Raw genomic sequence first — 17,371 nt, forward strand, 5'->3', positions numbered from 1 at the left:
TCAAGCGGTCACCCGACCCACTCGGACCCATGAGCGACAGCGACGACGGGCGCGACGCGGAGAGCGGTAGCGACGCCGCCGAGAATCGCGACGATCCCCATCGAGAGGAGTTCCGCGACGATCCGGTCGGGCACACCCGCGCGACGGCGGGGATGACCGTCGGCGAGCTCGTCGACGGGTACGGCGACGCCGGGATCGGCGCTGCGTCGGTCAACGAAGCCGGCGACGTGCTCGCGGAGATGTTCGCGAACGAGGACTGCACCGTGTTCTGCTCGCTCGCGGGGGCGATGGTCCCCGCAGGGATGCGCCGGATCGTCGCCGACCTCGTCCGCGACGGCTACGTCGACGCGCTGGTGACGACGGGCGCGAACCTCACGCACGACGCCATCGAAGCCATCGGCGGAAAACACCACCACGGACGCACTCACGACCCCGAAAAGACCGCGCGCGAACACGACGAGGGGCTTCGAGACGAGGGAGTCGACCGCATCTATAACGTCTACCTCCCGCAGGAGCACTTCGCGGCGTTCGAAGGGCACCTGCGCGAGGAAGTGTTCCCGGCGCTCGAAGGTGACGCGTCCGTCTCTATCGCGGATCTCACCCGGGAACTGGGCCGTGCCAACGCCGCAGTCAACGAGCGTGACGATGTCGAGGAGGGACCGGGCATCGCCGCTGCGGCCTACGAGTGTGACGTGCCGATCTACTGTCCCGCCGTGCAGGACTCCGTGCTCGGACTGCAGGCGTGGATGTACGCGCAGACCGCCGACTTCACACTCGACGCCTTGGCCGACATGACGGAACTGACCGACCTCGCGTTCGACGCCGCCGACGCCGGCTGCCTGCTCGTCGGCGGCGGCGTCCCGAAGAACTTCACCCTGCAGACGATGCTCGTCACCCCGCGGGCGTACGACTACGCGGTCCAGATCACGATGGACCCCGAGGCGACGGGCGGGCTCTCGGGCGCGACGCTGGAGGAGGCCCGGTCATGGGGGAAACTGGAGAAAGACGCGAGAAACGCATCCGTGTACGGCGACGCGACGGTCATGCTGCCGATGCTCGTCGCGGCCGCTCGCGAACGTATCGAGTGACTGCCGGCCGGATCGGGCGGCTGCCGGCCCCATCGCGGACGCGGTGAGCGTCGTCGTCGCGTCCCCGTTCATGCGTGCGATCGCGTCTCCGATCGCCCGTCCGACCGCCAGCGGTTTTTTGCCCGTTCGGAGCCACCGACGCGTATGAGCGACTCCGATACCGACGCGCCCGAGACGCGGGACGGCAACCCCGGACCGACCGTCGTCCTCCTCGACGTGTTGCCGAACGGGCGTCCGGACGACGACCGCCCGGCACACCGGAAGAAACCGGTCGCGTACGGGCTCGGAACGGACGCCTTCCGGCTGTACGAACTCACGCTCTCGGAGTCGGCGGACGCCTCCGTGAGCGATCGGATCGACCTCGACGGGCCGTCGGTCGGCCGTTACCGCGAGGTCGAGTTCGACGACCTCACACGGAACGCGGCCGCGGAGGTCGAGTACGCGGTTGACGACATCGTCGACGCCGACGAGCGGCGGTTCGTCGACTTCTACAACGAGGCCGGGCCGATCACGCTCCGGCTCCACCGGCTCAACCTCCTTCCCGGTATCGGTAAGAAACTGCGAAACAACCTGCTCGACGAGCGGAAGCGCGGACCGTTCGAGACCTTCGAGGAGGTCTCAGAGCGGGTCTCGGGTCTCCACCGACCCCGCGAGGTGGTAGTCGAGCGGATCGTCGAAGAGATCCGCGAGGACGACCTGAAGTACCGGACGTTCGTCGGCACCGAGGAGTGAGTCGGATCGGAGACGGACCGCGGCGATCCCCCGGAGACGGACCACCCGACGGCCCGAAACGGGACTTTTACCCGGAGCCGCGGAGTAACGCGGCCATGACCGACACATCGGCGGGACCGGAGGATGCCTACGGGGACCGTGACCCCGACGCCCTCGCCCGGCGCGCCGGGGAGCGAGCGAACCCCGACCGCGACCAGCACTTCCTCGTCGACGATCGGGTCCTCGATCGGATCCCGACGTACCTCCCGGACGACGCCGACACCAGTCATCTACTGGAGATCGGCGGCGGGGCGGGCGCGCTCACCGACCGCCTGCTCGCCGTGGTCGCTCGCGGTGACGGCCCCGACTCAGAGCCCGGATTCCTCTCGGTGATCGAACGCGACGCGACCTTCGCCGACTTCCTCCGCGAGGAGTTCTCGAGCGCCGTGGACGACGACCTCCTCGACGTCGTCGACGGCGACGCGCTCGACGTCGACCTGCCGCCGTTCACCGCCTGCGTCGCCAACCTCCCGTACGGCGTCTCCTCCGAGATCGCCTTCCGGCTTCTCCCCGAGAAGAAACCGCTCGTGCTGATGTTTCAGGCGGAGTTCGCGGACCGGATGGTCGCGTCCGCGGGCGAGTCGGCGTACGGCAGGCTCTCCGTCTCCGCGCAACACTACGCCGAGGTTGAGATCGTCGAGCGCGTCCCGAAGGAGGCGTTCGACCCGCAGCCGGCCGTCGAGAGCGCAGTCGTCCGGTGTGCGCCGCGCGATCCCGACTACGCCGTCGGCGACGAGGCGTTCTTCCTCCGGTTCGTCAAGGCGCTTTTCACCCAGCGCCGCAAGACGGTCCGGAACGCGATCCGCAACACCGGGCACATCTCCGGGCTGGACGAGCCCGAATCGGTCGTCGACGCCGCCGACGAGGACCTGCTCCGACAGCGACCCGGTAGCCTGGAGCCGGCAGCGTTCGCCGCGCTGGCGGAACTGGCCCGCGAGCGCGGATCGCCGACGGAGGTGTGAGGGCGGATGACGGTCGGTATCTCCGGACTCGCGACCGATCCGCAGAGCGTCCTCGCGGGCAACGTCGAGCGGTTCGCGGTGTCGGCGCTGATCGTCGCAGTCGTGCTCGCCGCGCGGTATCTCACCCGTCGGCTGAAGCGGCGTGACGACGAGCTTTCGTCGACCCGCCGACTGCTGTTGTCGACGAGCGTCGCCGGCGTCACGGCGGCCGGGGCGATCGCGCTCATCGGGGTGTGGGACCGGAGCGGGGCGCTCCTCGAAGCCGTTCGGTCGGCGGCGATCGCAGACCAGCTGTCGAACGTCGTGCTCGCGGTGGTGTTGCTCGCCGTCGCGTACGCAGTCACGGACTTCCTCGGCGGCGTCATCCGCGAGGTCGCGGCCGAGAGTGCATCCGTCTCAGACCATCAGCAGGAGGTGATCCTCCGGCTCACGCAGCTTTCGGTGTACACGGCCGCGATCCTCGTGGTCGTCGGTCTGTTCACCGACAACGTCGGCGGGCTCCTCGTCGGCGCGGGATTCTTGGGGATCGTGGTCGGAATGGCGGCTCGACAGACTCTCGGTGCGGTGTTGGCCGGGTTCGTGCTGATGTTCTCCCGGCCGTTCGAAGTCGGCGACTGGGTCGAGGTTGGCGACCACGAGGGCACCGTCACGGAGATATCGATCATGAGCACGCGGCTCCGCTCGTTCGACGGCGAGATGATCACGCTGCCGAACGACGACGTGCGCGCCGGCTCGATCGTCGACCGATCGCGCCGGAATCGCCTGCGGATCGAAATCGAGGTCGGCGTCGACTACGACACGGATGTCGACCGCGCAGCGGAGATAATCGAAGACGCGGTCGCCGGCGTGGAGGACGTCGCCGAGATGCCGGAGCCGAACGCCGTGACGAAGCGCTTCGCGGACTCCGCGGTCGTGCTCGGACTCCGCTACTGGATCCGCAACCCGAGCATGCGGAAGCGGTGGCGCACGCAGACCGCCGCGATGAGCGCGATGAAGTCCGCCTTAGAGGAGGAGGGCGTCGTGATCCCCTTCCCGCAGCAGACGCTCTCGGCGCGCGCCGAGGGCGCGTCCGGCCCGCAGCTCGACGCCTCAGTCGAAGGTCGGGCGGCGGTTCGGGACGGCGACGGTGCAGGCGACGGAAGCGACACGGATGGCGAAGTCGGCGCGAACGACGGAGGCGAAGACGGCACGAACGGCCGCGACACTGCCGACGGAAACGACGGGGGATCCGACCGGTGACCGACCTCGCCGAGCGGCGCGGGCACGACGACGCCGTCGTCTACCAGCCGGCCGAGGACTCGGGACTGCTCGCGGAGGCGGCGCTCGCGGAGGCGCAGGGGCGCGTGCTGGAGGTGGGGACTGGGTCGGGATGGGTCGCGGCGCAGATCGCCGAGGAGAGCGGCCTCGACGTGGTCGGCAGCGACCTCAACCCGCACGCGGCGCGAGAGGCCCGCGAGCGCGGCGTCGAGGTCGTCGTCGCCGACCTCCTCACGCCGTTCCGCGCGGACGCGTTCGACACGGTGTGTTTCAACCCGCCGTACCTCCCGACCGATCCGGACAACGAGTGGGACGACTGGATGGAGCACGCGCTCTCCGGCGGCGAGTCGGGCCGCGAACTCATCGAGCCGTTCCTCGACGACGTGGGACGCGTGCTCGCATCCGGCGGCGTCGTCCTGCTTCTCGTCTCATCGCTGACCGGTTACGACGAGGTGCTCGCGCTGGTCGACGCGGCCGGGTTCGACCACGAGGTCGTCGTCGAGGAGTCGTTCCCGTTCGAGACGCTCACGGTGTTGGCGCTGCGGCGGGAGTGAGGCGGTGTTACCGGGGATTTGCGGCTCCGACCGGTTCCGTATCGACGCGCCGCACCTTCTCTCCGGTTTCCTCGGACTTATCCGGACGGATCACGGTCGCTAGCGCCTCCAGCGTGTCGACGACGCGGTGACTGTGGCGGTTCAGGTAGGCGGTGCCGTCCATCGCGTACACCCGACCGTCGCGCACCGCCGCCACGTCGTCGAGGGGGTCGCGGTCGAGCAGGTCGAGGGCCGCGCGCTCGGCCTCGTCGACGTCGGCACTACAGGGCCCGACCACGAGGACCTCAGGGTCGAAGGCGCGCAGTTCGTCCGGATCGATCTTCCGCGAGCGCTCGCCGGATCCGACGAGACCGGTCTCCCCGCCGGCGATCCGAACGAGGTCGGGGACCCAGAGGCCGGCGTGGCGGAGCGGGTCGGCCCAGTCGAGGACGGCGACGCGGGGGAGGGCGCCGCCCGACGGGACCGCGTCGGCGACGGTCTCGATCCGGGCGTCGAGGCCGTCACGGAGCGCGGCCGCGGCCGCCGGGCGCCCCACCGCCTCGCCGACGCGCTCGACGTTCGCGAGGACGTCGTCGAGGTCGTCGGCGTGGACGTCGAGCACCGCCGCGTCGAGACCGAGCCGCTCGACCGCCCGGCGGGCGAGCCCGGCGTCGAGCGCGCAGACCGCGCAGACGCCCTGCGTGAGAACCGCGTCCGGGTCGGCTGCGGCGAGCCGGTCGCCGTCGAGGTAGTAGGTGTCGTCGTGGGCCGCGATCCGATCGAGTTCCGCGGGGTCGGCGTCGAGGTCGCGGACAAGTCCGGTGAGCCTGGGGCGGTCCTCGACCGCCGGCGGATGATCGCACTGGTGGGAGACCGCGGCGGGCGTCGCGCCGAGCGCGGCCGCCAGCTCGGTCGCGGAGGGAAACAGGGAGACGACGGTCATGGGGATCGATTCCCGACGGACGGCTTAACCGTTCGGTCCGCCGCGGGCAATAACCACAGGGCATAAAATACATTAGCAAATATTATACACCGGCATACCGAACCAACGGTGATGACTGAACGAGTCGCGGCCACGCCGGGGTTGTATCCGCTCCCGGACTGGGCGAAAGAGACGCTCTCCGACCTCAAGGGACATCAGAAGGGCGACCTCCTGAGCGGCGACGAGAGCGAGGCGATCGTCGAGGAGTACGCCGAGGTGCGCGCCGAGTACGTCGACGACCAGTTGGACGCCGGCCTCGACCGCGTCGTCGAGGGGCAGGGGCGCTGGGACGACATGATCGCGCACCCGCTGACGGTGCACGACAGCGTCGAGACCGGCGGAATCGTCCGGTACTACGACAACAACAACTTCTACCGCGACCCGCGGGTCGTCGACGATCTCGACTTCTCCGGCGACGTGGCCCGCGAACTGGAGCGGGCGACCGACCTGCTCGCGGACGCCGACGGCGCCGCGGACGCGTCGCTCGCGGCGACGCTCCCCGGCCCGTACTCGCTCGCGGACCTCGCGACCGACGAGCACTACGGCGACGAGGCCGACTTTCAGGCCGCGATTGCCGACTTTTTGGCCGGCGAGGTCGAGGCGTTCCCCGCCCACGAGACGCTGTTCCTCCTCGAACCGTCGCTCGTCACGAACCCGCCCGCTGAGGGCGAGGAGTCGACCGCGACGGACGCGATCGCGACGGTCGCCGACGCGACGGACGCCGACGTGGTCGTCCAGACCTCTTACGGCGCGCTCGACGAGAAGCTGTACGCGCACCTCGTCGACGAGGCGGGCGCGGACGCACTCGGCCTCGATCTGGTCGCCGGCGACCGCGACGACACCGTCTACAACGTCCAGGAGTTCGGCTCGACCGACTCGCTATCGCTCGGACTCGTCGACGGGCAGAACACGCTCGTCGAGGAACCGGAGACGATCGCCGAGCGCGTCGAGTGGTTCGAGTCGCAGATCCCGGCAGAGGGGTTCGACCGGACGTACCTGACGCCGAACACCGAGCTGTTCTACCTGCCCGCGAACAAGTACCGCGCGAAGCTATCCGCCCTCGCCGCCACCTCTGAGGTGCTCGAGTAATGGTCCGAAACCCGTCTGCAAACCGCGAACAGTTCCGCCCGAACGACCACCCGAACGACGCGTTCCTCCTCTCGACCGTCGTCGGCTCGTACCCGAAGCCCAAGTGGCTGAATCGCGCGGACGAGCTGGTCGACGACGCCGACTCGAAGTTCGACGAGTCGGACTTGGAGGAGGCACACGACGACGCCTGTCGGCTCATCACCCACGAGCACGAACGCGCGGGGCTCGACACGATCGTCGACGGCGAGATGCGCCGCAACGAGATGGTCGAGTTCTTCGCCGACCGCATCGACGGCTACGAGTTCAACGGTCCCGTGAAGGTGTGGGGTCACAACTACTTCGACAAGCCCTCGGTCGTCGAGGAAGTCGAGTACGACGAGCCGTGGCTCGTCGACGAGTTCGAGTTCACCTCGAACGTCGCCGAAAAGCCCGTGAAAGTCCCGATCACCGGACCGTACACCCTCGGCTTCTGGGCGTTCAACGAGGCGTACCCCTCGACCGAGGAGCTCGTCTACGACCTGGCGGACCTCGTGAACGAGGAGGTCGAGAAGCTCGTCGAGGCCGGCGCGCGCTACATCCAGATCGACGAGCCCGCGCTGGCGACGACGCCCGAAGACCACGCCATCGTCGGCGAGGCCCTCGAACGCATCGTGAGCGGCATCGACGAGGAGGTCCGCATCGGGCTCCACGTCTGTTACGGCGACTACTCGCGGATCTACCCCGAGATCAACGACTACCCGATCGACGAGTTCGACGTGGAGCTGTGTAACGGCGAGTACGAACAGATCCCGACGTTCACCGATCCCGAGTTCGAGCCCGATCTCGCGCTCGGCGTCGTCGACGCGCACACAGCCGAGATCGAGCCGGTCGAAGAGATCAAAGCGAACATCCGGCAGGGCCTCCGCGTCGTCCCGCCGGAGAAGCTCACCATCTCGCCCGACTGCGGGCTGAAGCTGCTCCCGCGCGACATCGCGTACGGCAAGACCGAGAACATGGTCACCGCGGTCCGCGAGGTCGAAGCCGAGATCGACTCCGGCGAGATCGACCTCGATAACCCGCTCGCGGACGACTGAAACGGCGCTGTTGAATTTTATTTGGGCACTGATCGTACTGAACCGGCGGCATCATTTATACAAAGCCACCGCACCCACCACCGACATGGACGTCGGAATCACCGTCGGCGACGATCTCGACCGACTCGCTGCGTCGTCCGGGCAGTTCGACTTCTGCGAACTCGGCGTCGGCGAACCGACGCTCGTGCCGGGCGAGATCGACCGCGAGCGCCTGAGTGACGCGCTCGCCGGTCGGGACCTGTGCGTTCACCTGCCGTACAGTCAGCGACTCGCCAGTTACGCTCCCGAGATCAACGACGCGATCGTCGCGTACCAGCGCCGCCTATTGGAGGCGGCCGGCGACCTCGGCGCGTCGAAGGCCGTCCTCCATGCCACTTCCGCCGACCGCGACGACGTGGCGTTCCGCGAGGTCGCAGCCAACCAGCTCCGCCGCGTCGCCGACGCCGGCCGCGACGCGGGCGTGGAGGTCGTCGTCGAGAACGTCGGCCACCAACACGAGGGGCTCCAGCTGTCCGTGCTCGCGGAGATCGCCGAGGAGACCGACACCCCGATCTGCTTCGATGTGGGGCACGCGTACATGGAGGGCGGCAACAAGGCGGTACAGCGGTTCCTCCGCCGCCACGGCGACCGGATCTCGCACCTCCACTGTCACGACGTTCGCCGCCGCGGTGACACCCACCTCCCGATCGGCGCGGGCGAGGTCGACTACGAAATCGTGGAGACGCACCTCCCCGAGTTCGACGGCACCGTCGCCTTAGAGGTGTTCACCGACGACGAGACGCTCCTCCTCGACTCGGCCGAACGGGTCGCAGAGCGGCTCGGCACCGGTTTTTGAGAATCCCGGCGGCGGGTGGGCGGCGCGGCGATCAGGCCGAGTCGCGGTCGTCGTCGTCTCCGGCGGACGGTTCGGAATCGTCCGCCACGTCGTCGACCGGATCGTTTCCCCCCGGCTGACCGGTATCCCGCGCCTCGTCCGGCTCGTCCCTCTCGTCCGGCTCACCCCCTTCGTCCGGCTCACCCCCCTCGTCGTCGCCGAACTGGCGCTTGATCGAATCCAGCTCCGACTCGACGTCGACCTCGGGCGCGGGATCGTCGTCCGGCTCGTCCGGCTCGACCGACTCTCCGTTCCCGCCGGATCCGTCCTCGTGGTCTGCATCCGGGTCAGTCACGTCGATCCGGACGCCGCGGTCGTCGCCGTCGTCGTCGGTCGCTTCGCTGGTGGTTCGAGTTTCGTCTCGTCTGTCGTCGTTCCGCCCATCGCGTTGATCGCGTCGCCCGCGCCGGACTGCGTCGGCCTCGCGGCGCCCCTCGTCGATCCGCGCTTCGATCTCCGCCGTGAGGTCGCGCGCGTCCTCGATGATCGACCGCGAGGCGGCTTCCTCCGGGAGATCGGCCTCTGTGAGCGCCGTGCGTAGCTCCGAGAGCGACCGAGAGAGCCCGGCGCTCGCGCCGTCTCGCACGTCGCCGAGGCGATCGGTCGCCGAGCCCGCCTCGTCGAGGCTCCGGCTGGGGTCGGCGAGCCGGAGCGTCCCTTGTACCAGTTCGAGCGACTTGATCGTCGTTTCGAGGAGGGCGATCAGCGTCGGGATGGTATACCGCTCGGTGAATCGAACGAGTTCGGAGAGCCGAGGCGGTCGCGGAGGGCCGCGGCGGTCCCGCTCGGTCTCACGGAGGTCGCGGCGGAGCTCGCTCAACACGCCCTCAAGCTCGTCGAGCCGCTCCTCGAGATCGTCGTCGCGTCGGTCGTCGCGGGAACTCATACCGCGTCGTAGGCGATCCGCAGATAAAAAGCCCGGCGGGCGTGGATACCGGAGCCCGACCGGTGTGGGTGACGGCACTTCGGCCGGTGTGGTATCAGAGCCCGACCGGCGTGGGTGACGGCACTTCGGCCGAATGGCCGAGATACCCTCAGTCGAAGCGCCCGCGTCGGTACTGCACCGGCCACTCTACGTCCGCGCCAAGCTCGTGGGCGGCCTCCAGCGGCCAGTACGGGTGTCGGAGCATCTCGCGGCCGAGCGCGACGAGGTCGGCCCGCTCGTTCCGGACGAGGGCGTCTGCGTGGGTCGGTTCCGTGATCTTTCCGACCGCGGCGACCGGCACGTCGGTCCCCTCGCGGATCGCCTCGGCGTACGGCACCTGATACCCCGGCCCCGCGCCCGGAAGCTGCTGATCCGGGTGGATCCCGCCGCCAGAGACATCGATCAGGTCGGCGCCCGCCTCGGCGAGCACGGGGGCCAGCCGCACGGAGTCGTCCACGTCCCACGAGTCGCGCTCGGGGAGCCAGTCGGTCGCGGAGATCCGGACGAAGACGGGCTTGTCCTCGGGCCACACCTCGCGGACGGCCGTGACGACCTCACGGAGGAACCGGGTGCGGTTCTCGAAGCTCCCGCCGTACTCGTCGTCGCGGTCGTTGGTGACCGGCGAGAGGAACTGGTGGAGCAGGTAGCCGTGGGCCGCGTGGACCTCCGCGACCTCGAAGCCGATTTCGCGCGAGCGCTCCGCAGCGGCCGCAAACGCGTCGATCACCTCGTCGATCCCCTCGCCGTCCAGCCGGCGGGTCGCCGCCAACTCGTCCTCGGCAGCGTCCGAATCCGGATACGACGCGTCGGTCGCGGACACCGTCTCCCAGCCTCGCTCGCGGTCCGCGGGGATCGGGGCACCGCCCTCGGCCGGGGGTTGGTGTGAGCCCTTCCGGCCGGCGTGAGCCAGTTGGATTCCCGGCGTCGCCCCCTGTGATCGGACGAACTCGACCGTCGGCGCGATCGCTTCCGCGTGCTCATCAGACCAGATCCCGAGACAGCCGGGAGTGATACGGCCGCGCGGCTCGACGGCGGTCGCTTCGGTCATCACGACTCCCGCCCCTCCGACGGCGCGGCTGCCGAGGTGGACCCGATGCCAGTCGTCCGCGAACCCCTCGTCCGCTGAGTACTGACACATCGGGGACATCATCACCCGGTTCCGAAACTCGGTCCCGCGCAGCGAGAGCGGCGTGAACAGCGACTCGGTCATGGAGTATCGAACGACTAGTACCGGGTAATATGCTCCGATCACGGCGGTGAATGGCTGCTTCCGAAGCGACTACATGAGGCACGCCTCGACACCGGTCACCCTCGTACTCGTCACACTCCCTCACGATTTAGGCCGACCGAAACCTATTTCCACGCAGGTCGCCGACGGTTCGGTAATGAGCACTGGGGACCGGATCGAACGCGGTTGCGACGAGCCGACAGACGAGCGACCGATCGTCGCGGCGAGTCGCTGTTCGCCCGATCGGACCGTTTTCACGGAGCAGGGAAACACGGACGCGTGGATCGCGACCGATCTCACGGTCACGCTCGACCGCTGACGAACTACCAGCGAACCGCCAAGGGCGTTCACAGCGGCACTCCTCGGCGATCGCTACGCTTCCGGATCTTCGCCGCGCGCTCGCTTGTACATCGCCAATGCCTTTTCTCGCCGCTCCGAGTGGTCGACGATCGGTGCGGGGTACTCGGGCGCGGCGTCCGCGCGCTGTGCGGGCGACAGTTCGTGCCACTCGTGGACGAGTTCGGCGTCGACTCCCCGTAACTCGGGGACGTACTCCGCGATGTACTCCGCGTCGGGGTCGTACCGCTCGCCCTGTGTCATCGGGTTGAAGATGCGGAAGTAAGGCTGCGCGTCGGTCCCCGTGGAGGCCGCCCACTGCCACCCGCCGTTGTCGTTGGCGGTGTCGTGGTCCGCCAGCGTCTCGCGGAAGTGATCGTAGCCGCGCCGCCAGTCGGCGAGGAGGTCCTTCGTCAGGAAGGAGGCGACGATCATCCGTACGCGGTTGTGCATGAACGCCTCCGCGCGAAGCTGTCGCATCCCGGCGTCGACGATGGGATACCCCGTCTCACCGCGCTTCCACGCCGCGATCTCCTCGGGGTCGTCTCGCCACGCGATCGCCTCCTCGTACGCCTTGTAGTTCTCCGTCACCACCTCGGGGTTGTGAAACAACACCTGCGCGTAGAACTCCCGCCACGCGAGTTGCTGTTGGAACTCTTCGACGCTCTCCGCGTGGGATTCGGGGCGGTCGTCTGACGCCGCGGTCTCCAGCGCGCGCTCGGTCGCGTCGTACACCTCCCTCACCCCGATCTCGCCGTACTTCAGGAACGCGGACATGCGGGAGGTCGACTCGCGAGCGGGGTAGTCCCGATCCGCCTCGTACGCGAACACCGGCTCCGAGAGGAACGCGTCGAGCCGACCGCGGGCCGCCTCGGTACCCACCGGCCCGACGCCCGCGTCCGGCTCGGAAAACCCCAGATCCGCGGGTGCGGGCAGGCCGCCGACCGCGACGCGGCCGAGCGCGGATCCGCCGTCGGCACGAGCGTCGTCCGACCGCTCGGAGCCGATAGCCGTCCGCAGCGCCGCCGTATCGGCGAGATCGGCCGCGTCGGGCGTCGGCGCCGGCGGGTCGGTCTCGCGGTCGGTCCACTTCTTCCAGTAGTACGTGTACACCGAGTACGGGTCGCCGGCGTTGGTCCGGATCGATCCCGGCGCGTGCAACACCGCGTCGTGGTGGGCCTCGCGGTCGATTCCGGCGTCGTCGAGGGCCCGGCAGACCGCGGCGTCTCGCTCCCGCGCAAGGCCGGAGTAGTCGCGGTTCCAGACGACTCGCTCGGCGTCGAGGGCGTCGGCGACGCTCGGTAGGACGGTGGCGGGGTCGCCGCGGGCGACGAGGAGGTCGCCGCCGCGGTCGCGGTAGTCCGCCCGCAACGCTGCGAGTCCGTCGAGGAGTCGACGCACGCGAACGTCGCTCGCGTGTGCGAGCACGTCGTCGTCGAAGACGAACACCCCCGCGACCCCGTCGTCGGCTCCGCACCGATCGGCCGCGGCCGCGAGTCCGACGTTGTCGGCGATCCGCAGATCCCGTCGGTGCCAGAACAGCTCCATAGGATCTACAGCGGCGCGTCTCCCGTGAAACCACCGGGACCGCCGAGCGGAACCGACGTCGACGGGAACGAACCGACCGCGTCCGAACCGGGTACCAGCGTTCGATTCGCTCGGGGACGCTCACTCCCTCGCATCGACTCCGGTCAGCGACTGCAGCAGGTGGACGGCCGGGGCCTTCGCCAGCGGCTCGTTGGCGTTCCCGCAGTGCGGCGACTGGACGCAGGCCGGACAGCCGCCCTCGCAGTCGCACCCGGCGACGAGCCGCGCGGTCCGACGCATCAGTTCCTCGATGCGCCCGTGCCCCCGACGCGTGAGTCCGACGCCGCCCGGGTATCCGTCGTAGACGAACACCGCGGGACCGCCGGTGTGCGTGTGGTGTGGAGTCGATATCCCGCCCACGTCGGCGCGGTCGCACAGCAGGTGGAAGGGGAAAAGCGAAATAATTCCGTGTTCGGCGGCGTGGATCCCGCCGTTGAACGCGTGGTCGCCGCGGGGCGCGCCGTCGTGGTCGGTGGCGGAACGCTCACCGCCGTCGGCAGCCGCGGCTCGCTCGCCTATCGCCCGCATCTCGGCTTCGACGTCCCCGGGGACGGGAAAGTAAAGCGCCTTCGTCCGGAGAGTCGTCTCCGGGAGGTCGAGCGCCGATTCGCCGAGCGAATCGCCGGTCGCCGCGTCCCTCCGGACGAACCCCGTGATCCGTTCGGTGACGGTGACGTCCGCGAACCGGACCGGCACGTCGGGGCGGGCGGAGAGGTCGCGCTCCGCGAGGTCCGCGTTCACGACGACGTCCTTCTCCGAGAGCACGCGCGTGTAGTAGTCCGCCCACGACCCCCGTAGCTCGGCGACGTTCCGGTCCAGATCGAGATCGACCACCTCGTAGGTGCGGCCCTGCTGGTGGTAGATCGCGCCGGGGTGGGCGTCCCGCAGGGCGTCGGCGAATCCGAGCGTCGCGATCGTCTCGCCGCTCGACTTGTCGAGGAGCGAGACCTCTCGCTCCTCGGCGGTCCGCAGGTTCACGGCCTGCTGCGGGCTCGACGAGCCGGCGTGGACCCAGCGGAGCCCCTGAGCCGTCTCCCGGCGGTCGAGCGTCCCCTCGTCCGTCAGCGATCCGACCACGCCGGGGAACGATTCGCCGAAGACGCGGTCGTCGCCCGGGGAGAGCCAGTGTTCGTCGGCCGCGCAGGCGACGTGCCGAGGGAGGAGCTGGTCGTTTTCGGGGTCGCAGATCGCGTCTTCTGGCGGTGCTTCGAAGAAGTCGGCGGGGTGAGACATGAGGTACTGGTCGAGTTGGTCTTCGCCGCCGACCATCACGACGAGGGCGGGGTCGTCCCCCCGCCCGGCGCGCCCCGCGCGCTGGTGTGCCGACATCCGCGTCCCGGGGTAGCCGTCCAAGAGCACGGCGTCGAGCCCGCCCACGTCGACGCCGAGTTCCAGCGCGCTCGTCGACCAGACGCCGCGGAGGTCGCCCGCGTGGAGGGCAGCTTCGATCTCGCGGCGGCGGTCGTCGGGCAGCGCGGCCTGATACGCTCCCACGCGGGCGGCGAGGTCGCCGCGGCCCCGCTCGCGGAGGTCACTCGCGCTGTCGGTCGCGTACTGCTCCGCGGTCTGTCGCGCCCGGGTGAACGCGAGCGTCTGCGCGCCCGCGGCCACGAGGTCACAGAAGAGCCGCTTTGTCTCGGTGTGGCTCGACCGGCGGCGGCCGCTGCCGCGCTCGGCCCAGTCGTCGTCGTACTCCGGCGGGTTCCATAAGACCCAGTCGCGCGGCCCGCGCCCCGACGCGTCCCCGTCGACGAGCGTTATCCCGTCGGGGTCGCGGCCGGTCACCGTCGCGACGTGCTCGAGGGGGTTGTTGATCGTCGCGGAACAGCAGACGAACTGCGGGTCGGCGTCGAACCGCTCGCAGGTCCGCGCGAGTCGCCGCACGGTCAACGCGACCTGCGAGCCGAACACGCCGCGGTAGCTGTGGACCTCATCGATCACGACGTATTCGAGCGAGGCGAAGAGCCACTCCCAGAGCCGTCCCGCGTGCGGCAACAACGCGTAGTGGAGCATGTCGGGATTCGACAGCAACACGGTCGGCTCGCGGTCGCGCACCGCGCGCTTCTCGTTTTGGGTGAGCCGCCCGGTGTAGGAGTCGACCGACACCCGGCTTCCGAAGCCGAGCCCCCGAGCCAGCTCCGACAGCGACTCTTCTTGGTCCGCGATCAGCGCGTTCTGGGGGCCGATGTACAGGGTTCGACCGCCGCGAGCCATCGCGGCCTCGAAGGCGGGGACGGCGTACGCGAGCGACTTCCCGCTCGCCGTCTCGGTCGCGAGCACGACGTCGTCGCCGTCGCGGACCGCCTCGATCGCGTCGGCCTGATGACGATAGAGACGGTCGATCCCCTCCTTCGAGAGCGCGTCGGCCATCCGCGGCTCGAGGTCGATGTCGCGATAGGTGGGATCGCGCGCCGGCAGCCGGCGGTGCTCTGCGATCTGTCCCTCGTAGAACGGGCGGTCGCGCAGCCACTCGACGGCGTCATCCACGGTTACGTAATCTACGGGGTGGTCGCGCCTAACGGTTGCGGTCAGCGGGATCGCCGGGGCTACCGGCGAGCGTCAGCCAGACGGCTCGGCCGGTCCCTCACGGGCGAGCGGCGGCAACCGAACCGCGGTCGCGACCGGGTCACAGAGAGGAAGCTCCATCCGCAGGTCGCCGCGTCGCTCGGCGACCCGGAACCCGACGGAACGGTAGACGCTGCGGGCGATCCGGTTTCCGATCTCGACGTGGAGTTCGATGGCGTTACGGTCGGCCGCGGCGGCGTTCGCGATCACGTGTCTGCACAGCTCTGTCCCGATCCCGCGGTCCTGCGCAGTGGGGTGGACGAAGACGGCGAGTTCGGGCGTTGCGTCGTCGCTCGGCGTGTACAGCGCGTGGCCGAGCACCGCGCCGTCGCGCTCGGCGACGACATTGGTCCCCTCCGCCAGCATCGACTCGATCCACTCTGCCCGCTGGCGGCGGACGACCGGGGGCAGCCCCTGTGCGCGGTCCTCGCGGTCGAACCCCTCGTACATCTCGGCGAGCGGTGCGAGGTCCTCGGGCACGGCCGGGCGAACTGTCCAACGCGCGCCGCGTTTGTCCACGAATCGCGGGCAGCGCGGCGGACAGTGGACCGTCCCCTCGCACTCGCTCCCGTCCCAGCCCCCACAGACGGCGTCGGTGGATTCGGCGGTCATGGCCGTGCGTTCACGCCCCAGGAAGGTATAGGACCGAACCGTCTTTCAGGTCGTGAGAACACGCTCCGGGAGAGTCGGTGCGGTGGCGTCGCCGGCGACGGAGCCGCCGGCTGCCAGAGAATCTCCGTTCTCGCTGGACACGGTGAGAGGGCGACCGGAGGGGGCCCCGAACCGCGAGGCTGGGGAGGCGTGAGGACGGTGCGACACGGAACTCGGGAGGGGAAACTGCGAGAGCGGAGCCCGGCAACGCCGCGTATATGTCGCTTCCGGCGCATCCCCGGACATGGACAAACAGGCCGTCCGCGAGGCCGTCTGGGACGCGTTCGACGAGGGCGATCAGGGCCGGTTCCCGTTTCCCCCACACGATCGGATCCCGAACTTCGCCGGGGCGGACGCGGCGTGCGAGCGACTGACCGCGACATCGGAGTGGGCGGCCGCCGAGACGCTGAAGTGCAACCCCGACGCGCCGCAACTGCCCGTGCGGCGGGCCGCGCTCCGAGCCGGGAAGACGCTCTACGTCGCACAGCCGCGGCTGTGCGACGCCGACCCGTTCCTCCGGATCGATCCCGCGGACCTCGCCGTCGAGAGCGACGGCGATACGGCGGATGCGAAGGGGGGTGCACCCACCGTCGACGACGCCACGACCGTTTCCGGCATCTCGACGCACGGGACGCCCGTCGCGCCCGGGGCGGTCCCCCGCGTCGACCTCGTGGTCTCGGGGTCCGTCGGCGTCACGACCGACGGCGCGCGGATCGGGAAGGGTGAGGGGTACAGCGACTTGGAGTGGGGCGTCCTCAGCGAACTGGACGCCGTCGGCGACGACACGACGGTCGCGACGACGGTCCACGAGCTGTCGGTTCTCGACGGTCCCGAATCGGCGGTCGCAGGCACCGTCGACGGGAGAGAGAACAACGACGGCCTTCCGGAGCCGGACGCACACGACGTACCGCTCGACCTGATCGCGACGCCGAAGCGAACGATCCGGACGGAGACGCCCCACTCCCGACCGGTCGGGATCGACTGGAACGCGCTGGACGAGGAGACGATCGACGCGATACCGGTGCTGGCGGAGCGTTCACCGACGGACACCAAATAAGAGGACTGCCGACCCGCTACCCGGCGGAACTCAGTCTGCGCACTGTGATACCGGCGCGGACCGCGCGGGCCGGTGGTCGGCGACGTGACCGCACTCCGGGCAGACGATCGTTCGCTCGTCGCCGTCGCTGACGACGAGCCAACCCTCGCTCAGGGCGCTCTCGAAGCTGCACTCCGCACAGAAGAGGACCGACTTCCGGCGGGACGACCGGTGACCGCTGGCGACTGCATTCATGTCTAGACGGAGTATCCCGACGTATAAGGGTCTTGTCCGACCTGATCGATCCGCATATATCGGTATATATAGATCACATACTCCTCGAACACGGATATAATTGATCAGATATGAAACAACACGATCGCCGAAGGGCGACGGCGGGTGCGTCCGAGCCGA

17 protein-coding genes are annotated in these 17,371 nt (G+C 69.4%); 10 read left to right on the forward strand and 7 right to left on the reverse strand.

Annotated features, from left to right (window positions below; translation table 11 throughout):
* Nucleotides 1–29: 29 nt before the first annotated feature.
* From ACZ45C_RS07070 to ACZ45C_RS07090, 5 genes are all read left to right on the forward strand, one after another.
* On the forward strand, nt 30–1,088 hold the full coding sequence (locus tag ACZ45C_RS07070) for a deoxyhypusine synthase (RefSeq protein WP_460559820.1): 1,059 nt from the start codon (nt 30–32) through the stop codon (nt 1,086–1,088).
* Nucleotides 1,089–1,232: 144 nt separating this feature from the next.
* On the forward strand, nt 1,233–1,820 hold the full coding sequence (locus tag ACZ45C_RS07075; protein ID WP_460559818.1) for a DUF655 domain-containing protein: 588 nt from the start codon (nt 1,233–1,235) through the stop codon (nt 1,818–1,820).
* Between the two features lie 95 nt (nt 1,821–1,915).
* Nucleotides 1,916–2,821, forward strand: a complete 906-nt coding sequence (locus ACZ45C_RS07080; protein WP_460559816.1) for a 16S ribosomal RNA methyltransferase A — start codon at nt 1,916–1,918, stop codon at nt 2,819–2,821.
* Between the two features lie 6 nt (nt 2,822–2,827).
* Nucleotides 2,828–4,060, forward strand: coding sequence for a mechanosensitive ion channel family protein (locus ACZ45C_RS07085; protein WP_460559814.1), 1,233 nt, complete (start codon nt 2,828–2,830; stop codon nt 4,058–4,060).
* On the forward strand, nt 4,048–4,632 hold the full coding sequence (locus ACZ45C_RS07090) for a HemK2/MTQ2 family protein methyltransferase (protein WP_460560661.1): 585 nt from the start codon (nt 4,048–4,050) through the stop codon (nt 4,630–4,632). The genes ACZ45C_RS07085 and ACZ45C_RS07090 overlap by 13 nt, the downstream gene beginning before the upstream one ends.
* Nucleotides 4,633–4,639: 7 nt before the next feature.
* Here the strand turns inward: ACZ45C_RS07090 and ACZ45C_RS07095 are convergent, their stop codons facing one another.
* Nucleotides 4,640–5,554, reverse strand: a complete 915-nt coding sequence (locus tag ACZ45C_RS07095; protein WP_460559812.1) for an ABC transporter substrate-binding protein — start codon at nt 5,552–5,554, stop codon at nt 4,640–4,642.
* Nucleotides 5,555–5,665: 111 nt separating this feature from the next.
* Here ACZ45C_RS07095 and ACZ45C_RS07100 point away from each other — a divergent pair, with 111 nt between their 5' ends.
* From ACZ45C_RS07100 to ACZ45C_RS07110, 3 genes are all read left to right on the forward strand, one after another.
* Entirely contained in the window at nt 5,666–6,682 is a 1,017-nt protein-coding gene (locus ACZ45C_RS07100) for a 5-methyltetrahydropteroyltriglutamate--homocysteine methyltransferase (RefSeq protein WP_460559810.1), read from the forward strand.
* Nucleotides 6,682–7,755, forward strand: a complete 1,074-nt coding sequence (locus ACZ45C_RS07105; RefSeq protein WP_460559808.1) for a methionine synthase — start codon at nt 6,682–6,684, stop codon at nt 7,753–7,755. The genes ACZ45C_RS07100 and ACZ45C_RS07105 overlap by 1 nt, the downstream gene beginning before the upstream one ends.
* An 85-nt stretch (nt 7,756–7,840) precedes the next feature.
* Nucleotides 7,841–8,590: a sugar phosphate isomerase/epimerase family protein gene (locus ACZ45C_RS07110; RefSeq protein ID WP_460559806.1), complete on the forward strand. Its 750-nt coding sequence runs from the start codon at nt 7,841–7,843 to the stop codon at nt 8,588–8,590.
* 31 nt (nt 8,591–8,621) lie between these two features.
* On the opposite strand, the gene ACZ45C_RS07115 is transcribed toward ACZ45C_RS07110, so the two are convergent.
* Together ACZ45C_RS07115 and ACZ45C_RS07120 are read right to left on the reverse strand one after the other, a co-directional pair.
* Complete coding sequence (locus ACZ45C_RS07115; RefSeq protein ID WP_460559804.1) at nt 8,622–9,515, reverse strand: DUF7547 family protein; 894 nt, start codon at nt 9,513–9,515, stop codon at nt 8,622–8,624.
* Nucleotides 9,516–9,663: 148 nt separating this feature from the next.
* Nucleotides 9,664–10,764, reverse strand: coding sequence for an NADH:flavin oxidoreductase/NADH oxidase (locus tag ACZ45C_RS07120; RefSeq protein ID WP_460559802.1), 1,101 nt, complete (start codon nt 10,762–10,764; stop codon nt 9,664–9,666).
* 175 nt (nt 10,765–10,939) lie between these two features.
* Between ACZ45C_RS07120 and ACZ45C_RS07125 the strand changes: the two genes are divergently transcribed.
* Nucleotides 10,940–11,101 carry a hypothetical protein gene (locus ACZ45C_RS07125; RefSeq protein ID WP_460559800.1) on the forward strand — a complete coding sequence of 54 codons (162 nt, stop codon included), beginning with the start codon at nt 10,940–10,942 and terminating at the stop codon, nt 11,099–11,101.
* A 53-nt stretch (nt 11,102–11,154) separates the two neighbouring features.
* Here ACZ45C_RS07125 and ACZ45C_RS07130 read toward each other — a convergent pair whose 3' ends face one another.
* From ACZ45C_RS07130 to ACZ45C_RS07140, 3 genes are all read right to left on the reverse strand, one after another.
* On the reverse strand, nt 11,155–12,666 hold the full coding sequence (locus tag ACZ45C_RS07130; RefSeq protein WP_460559798.1) for a cryptochrome/photolyase family protein: 1,512 nt from the start codon (nt 12,664–12,666) through the stop codon (nt 11,155–11,157).
* 120 nt (nt 12,667–12,786) lie between these two features.
* Nucleotides 12,787–15,192 (reverse strand): DEAD/DEAH box helicase, encoded by a 2,406-nt coding sequence (locus ACZ45C_RS07135; protein WP_460559796.1) that lies wholly within the window; start codon nt 15,190–15,192, stop codon nt 12,787–12,789.
* Between the two features lie 72 nt (nt 15,193–15,264).
* Nucleotides 15,265–15,882, reverse strand: a complete 618-nt coding sequence (locus tag ACZ45C_RS07140) for a GNAT family N-acetyltransferase (protein WP_460559794.1) — start codon at nt 15,880–15,882, stop codon at nt 15,265–15,267.
* 283 nt (nt 15,883–16,165) lie between these two features.
* Between ACZ45C_RS07140 and ACZ45C_RS07145 the strand changes: the two genes are divergently transcribed.
* A complete protein-coding gene (locus tag ACZ45C_RS07145; RefSeq protein ID WP_460559792.1) occupies nt 16,166–16,978 on the forward strand; it encodes a 5-formyltetrahydrofolate cyclo-ligase in 813 nt (270 codons plus the stop codon).
* A gap of 30 nt (nt 16,979–17,008) precedes the next feature.
* Here ACZ45C_RS07145 and ACZ45C_RS07150 read toward each other — a convergent pair whose 3' ends face one another.
* Entirely contained in the window at nt 17,009–17,212 is a 204-nt protein-coding gene (locus ACZ45C_RS07150; protein ID WP_464374335.1) for a DUF8106 domain-containing protein, read from the reverse strand.
* Nucleotides 17,213–17,371: the final 159 nt, after the last annotated feature.

The organism is Halorubrum pallidum (genome assembly GCF_055380345.1).

Excerpts from the sequence above, each read along its gene's own strand:
- ACZ45C_RS07100 (WP_460559810.1), top strand. The coding sequence starts at position 5,666 with ATGACTGAACGAGTCGCGGCCACGCCGGGGTTGTATCCGCTCCCGGAC.
- ACZ45C_RS07075 (WP_460559818.1), top strand. The coding sequence starts at position 1,233 with ATGAGCGACTCCGATACCGACGCGCCCGAGACGCGGGACGGCAACCCC.
- ACZ45C_RS07130 (WP_460559798.1), bottom strand. The coding sequence starts at position 12,666 with ATGGAGCTGTTCTGGCACCGACGGGATCTGCGGATCGCCGACAACGTC.
- ACZ45C_RS07110 (WP_460559806.1), top strand. The coding sequence starts at position 7,841 with ATGGACGTCGGAATCACCGTCGGCGACGATCTCGACCGACTCGCTGCG.
- ACZ45C_RS07140 (WP_460559794.1), bottom strand. The coding sequence starts at position 15,882 with ATGACCGCCGAATCCACCGACGCCGTCTGTGGGGGCTGGGACGGGAGC.
- ACZ45C_RS07070 (WP_460559820.1), top strand. The coding sequence starts at position 30 with ATGAGCGACAGCGACGACGGGCGCGACGCGGAGAGCGGTAGCGACGCC.
- ACZ45C_RS07145 (WP_460559792.1), top strand. The coding sequence starts at position 16,166 with ATGGACAAACAGGCCGTCCGCGAGGCCGTCTGGGACGCGTTCGACGAG.
- ACZ45C_RS07115 (WP_460559804.1), bottom strand. The coding sequence starts at position 9,515 with ATGAGTTCCCGCGACGACCGACGCGACGACGATCTCGAGGAGCGGCTC.
- ACZ45C_RS07150 (WP_464374335.1), bottom strand. The coding sequence starts at position 17,212 with ATGAATGCAGTCGCCAGCGGTCACCGGTCGTCCCGCCGGAAGTCGGTC.
- ACZ45C_RS07120 (WP_460559802.1), bottom strand. The coding sequence starts at position 10,764 with ATGACCGAGTCGCTGTTCACGCCGCTCTCGCTGCGCGGGACCGAGTTT.
- ACZ45C_RS07105 (WP_460559808.1), top strand. The coding sequence starts at position 6,682 with ATGGTCCGAAACCCGTCTGCAAACCGCGAACAGTTCCGCCCGAACGAC.
- ACZ45C_RS07085 (WP_460559814.1), top strand. The coding sequence starts at position 2,828 with ATGACGGTCGGTATCTCCGGACTCGCGACCGATCCGCAGAGCGTCCTC.
- ACZ45C_RS07095 (WP_460559812.1), bottom strand. The coding sequence starts at position 5,554 with ATGACCGTCGTCTCCCTGTTTCCCTCCGCGACCGAGCTGGCGGCCGCG.
- ACZ45C_RS07080 (WP_460559816.1), top strand. The coding sequence starts at position 1,916 with ATGACCGACACATCGGCGGGACCGGAGGATGCCTACGGGGACCGTGAC.
- ACZ45C_RS07125 (WP_460559800.1), top strand. The coding sequence starts at position 10,940 with ATGAGCACTGGGGACCGGATCGAACGCGGTTGCGACGAGCCGACAGAC.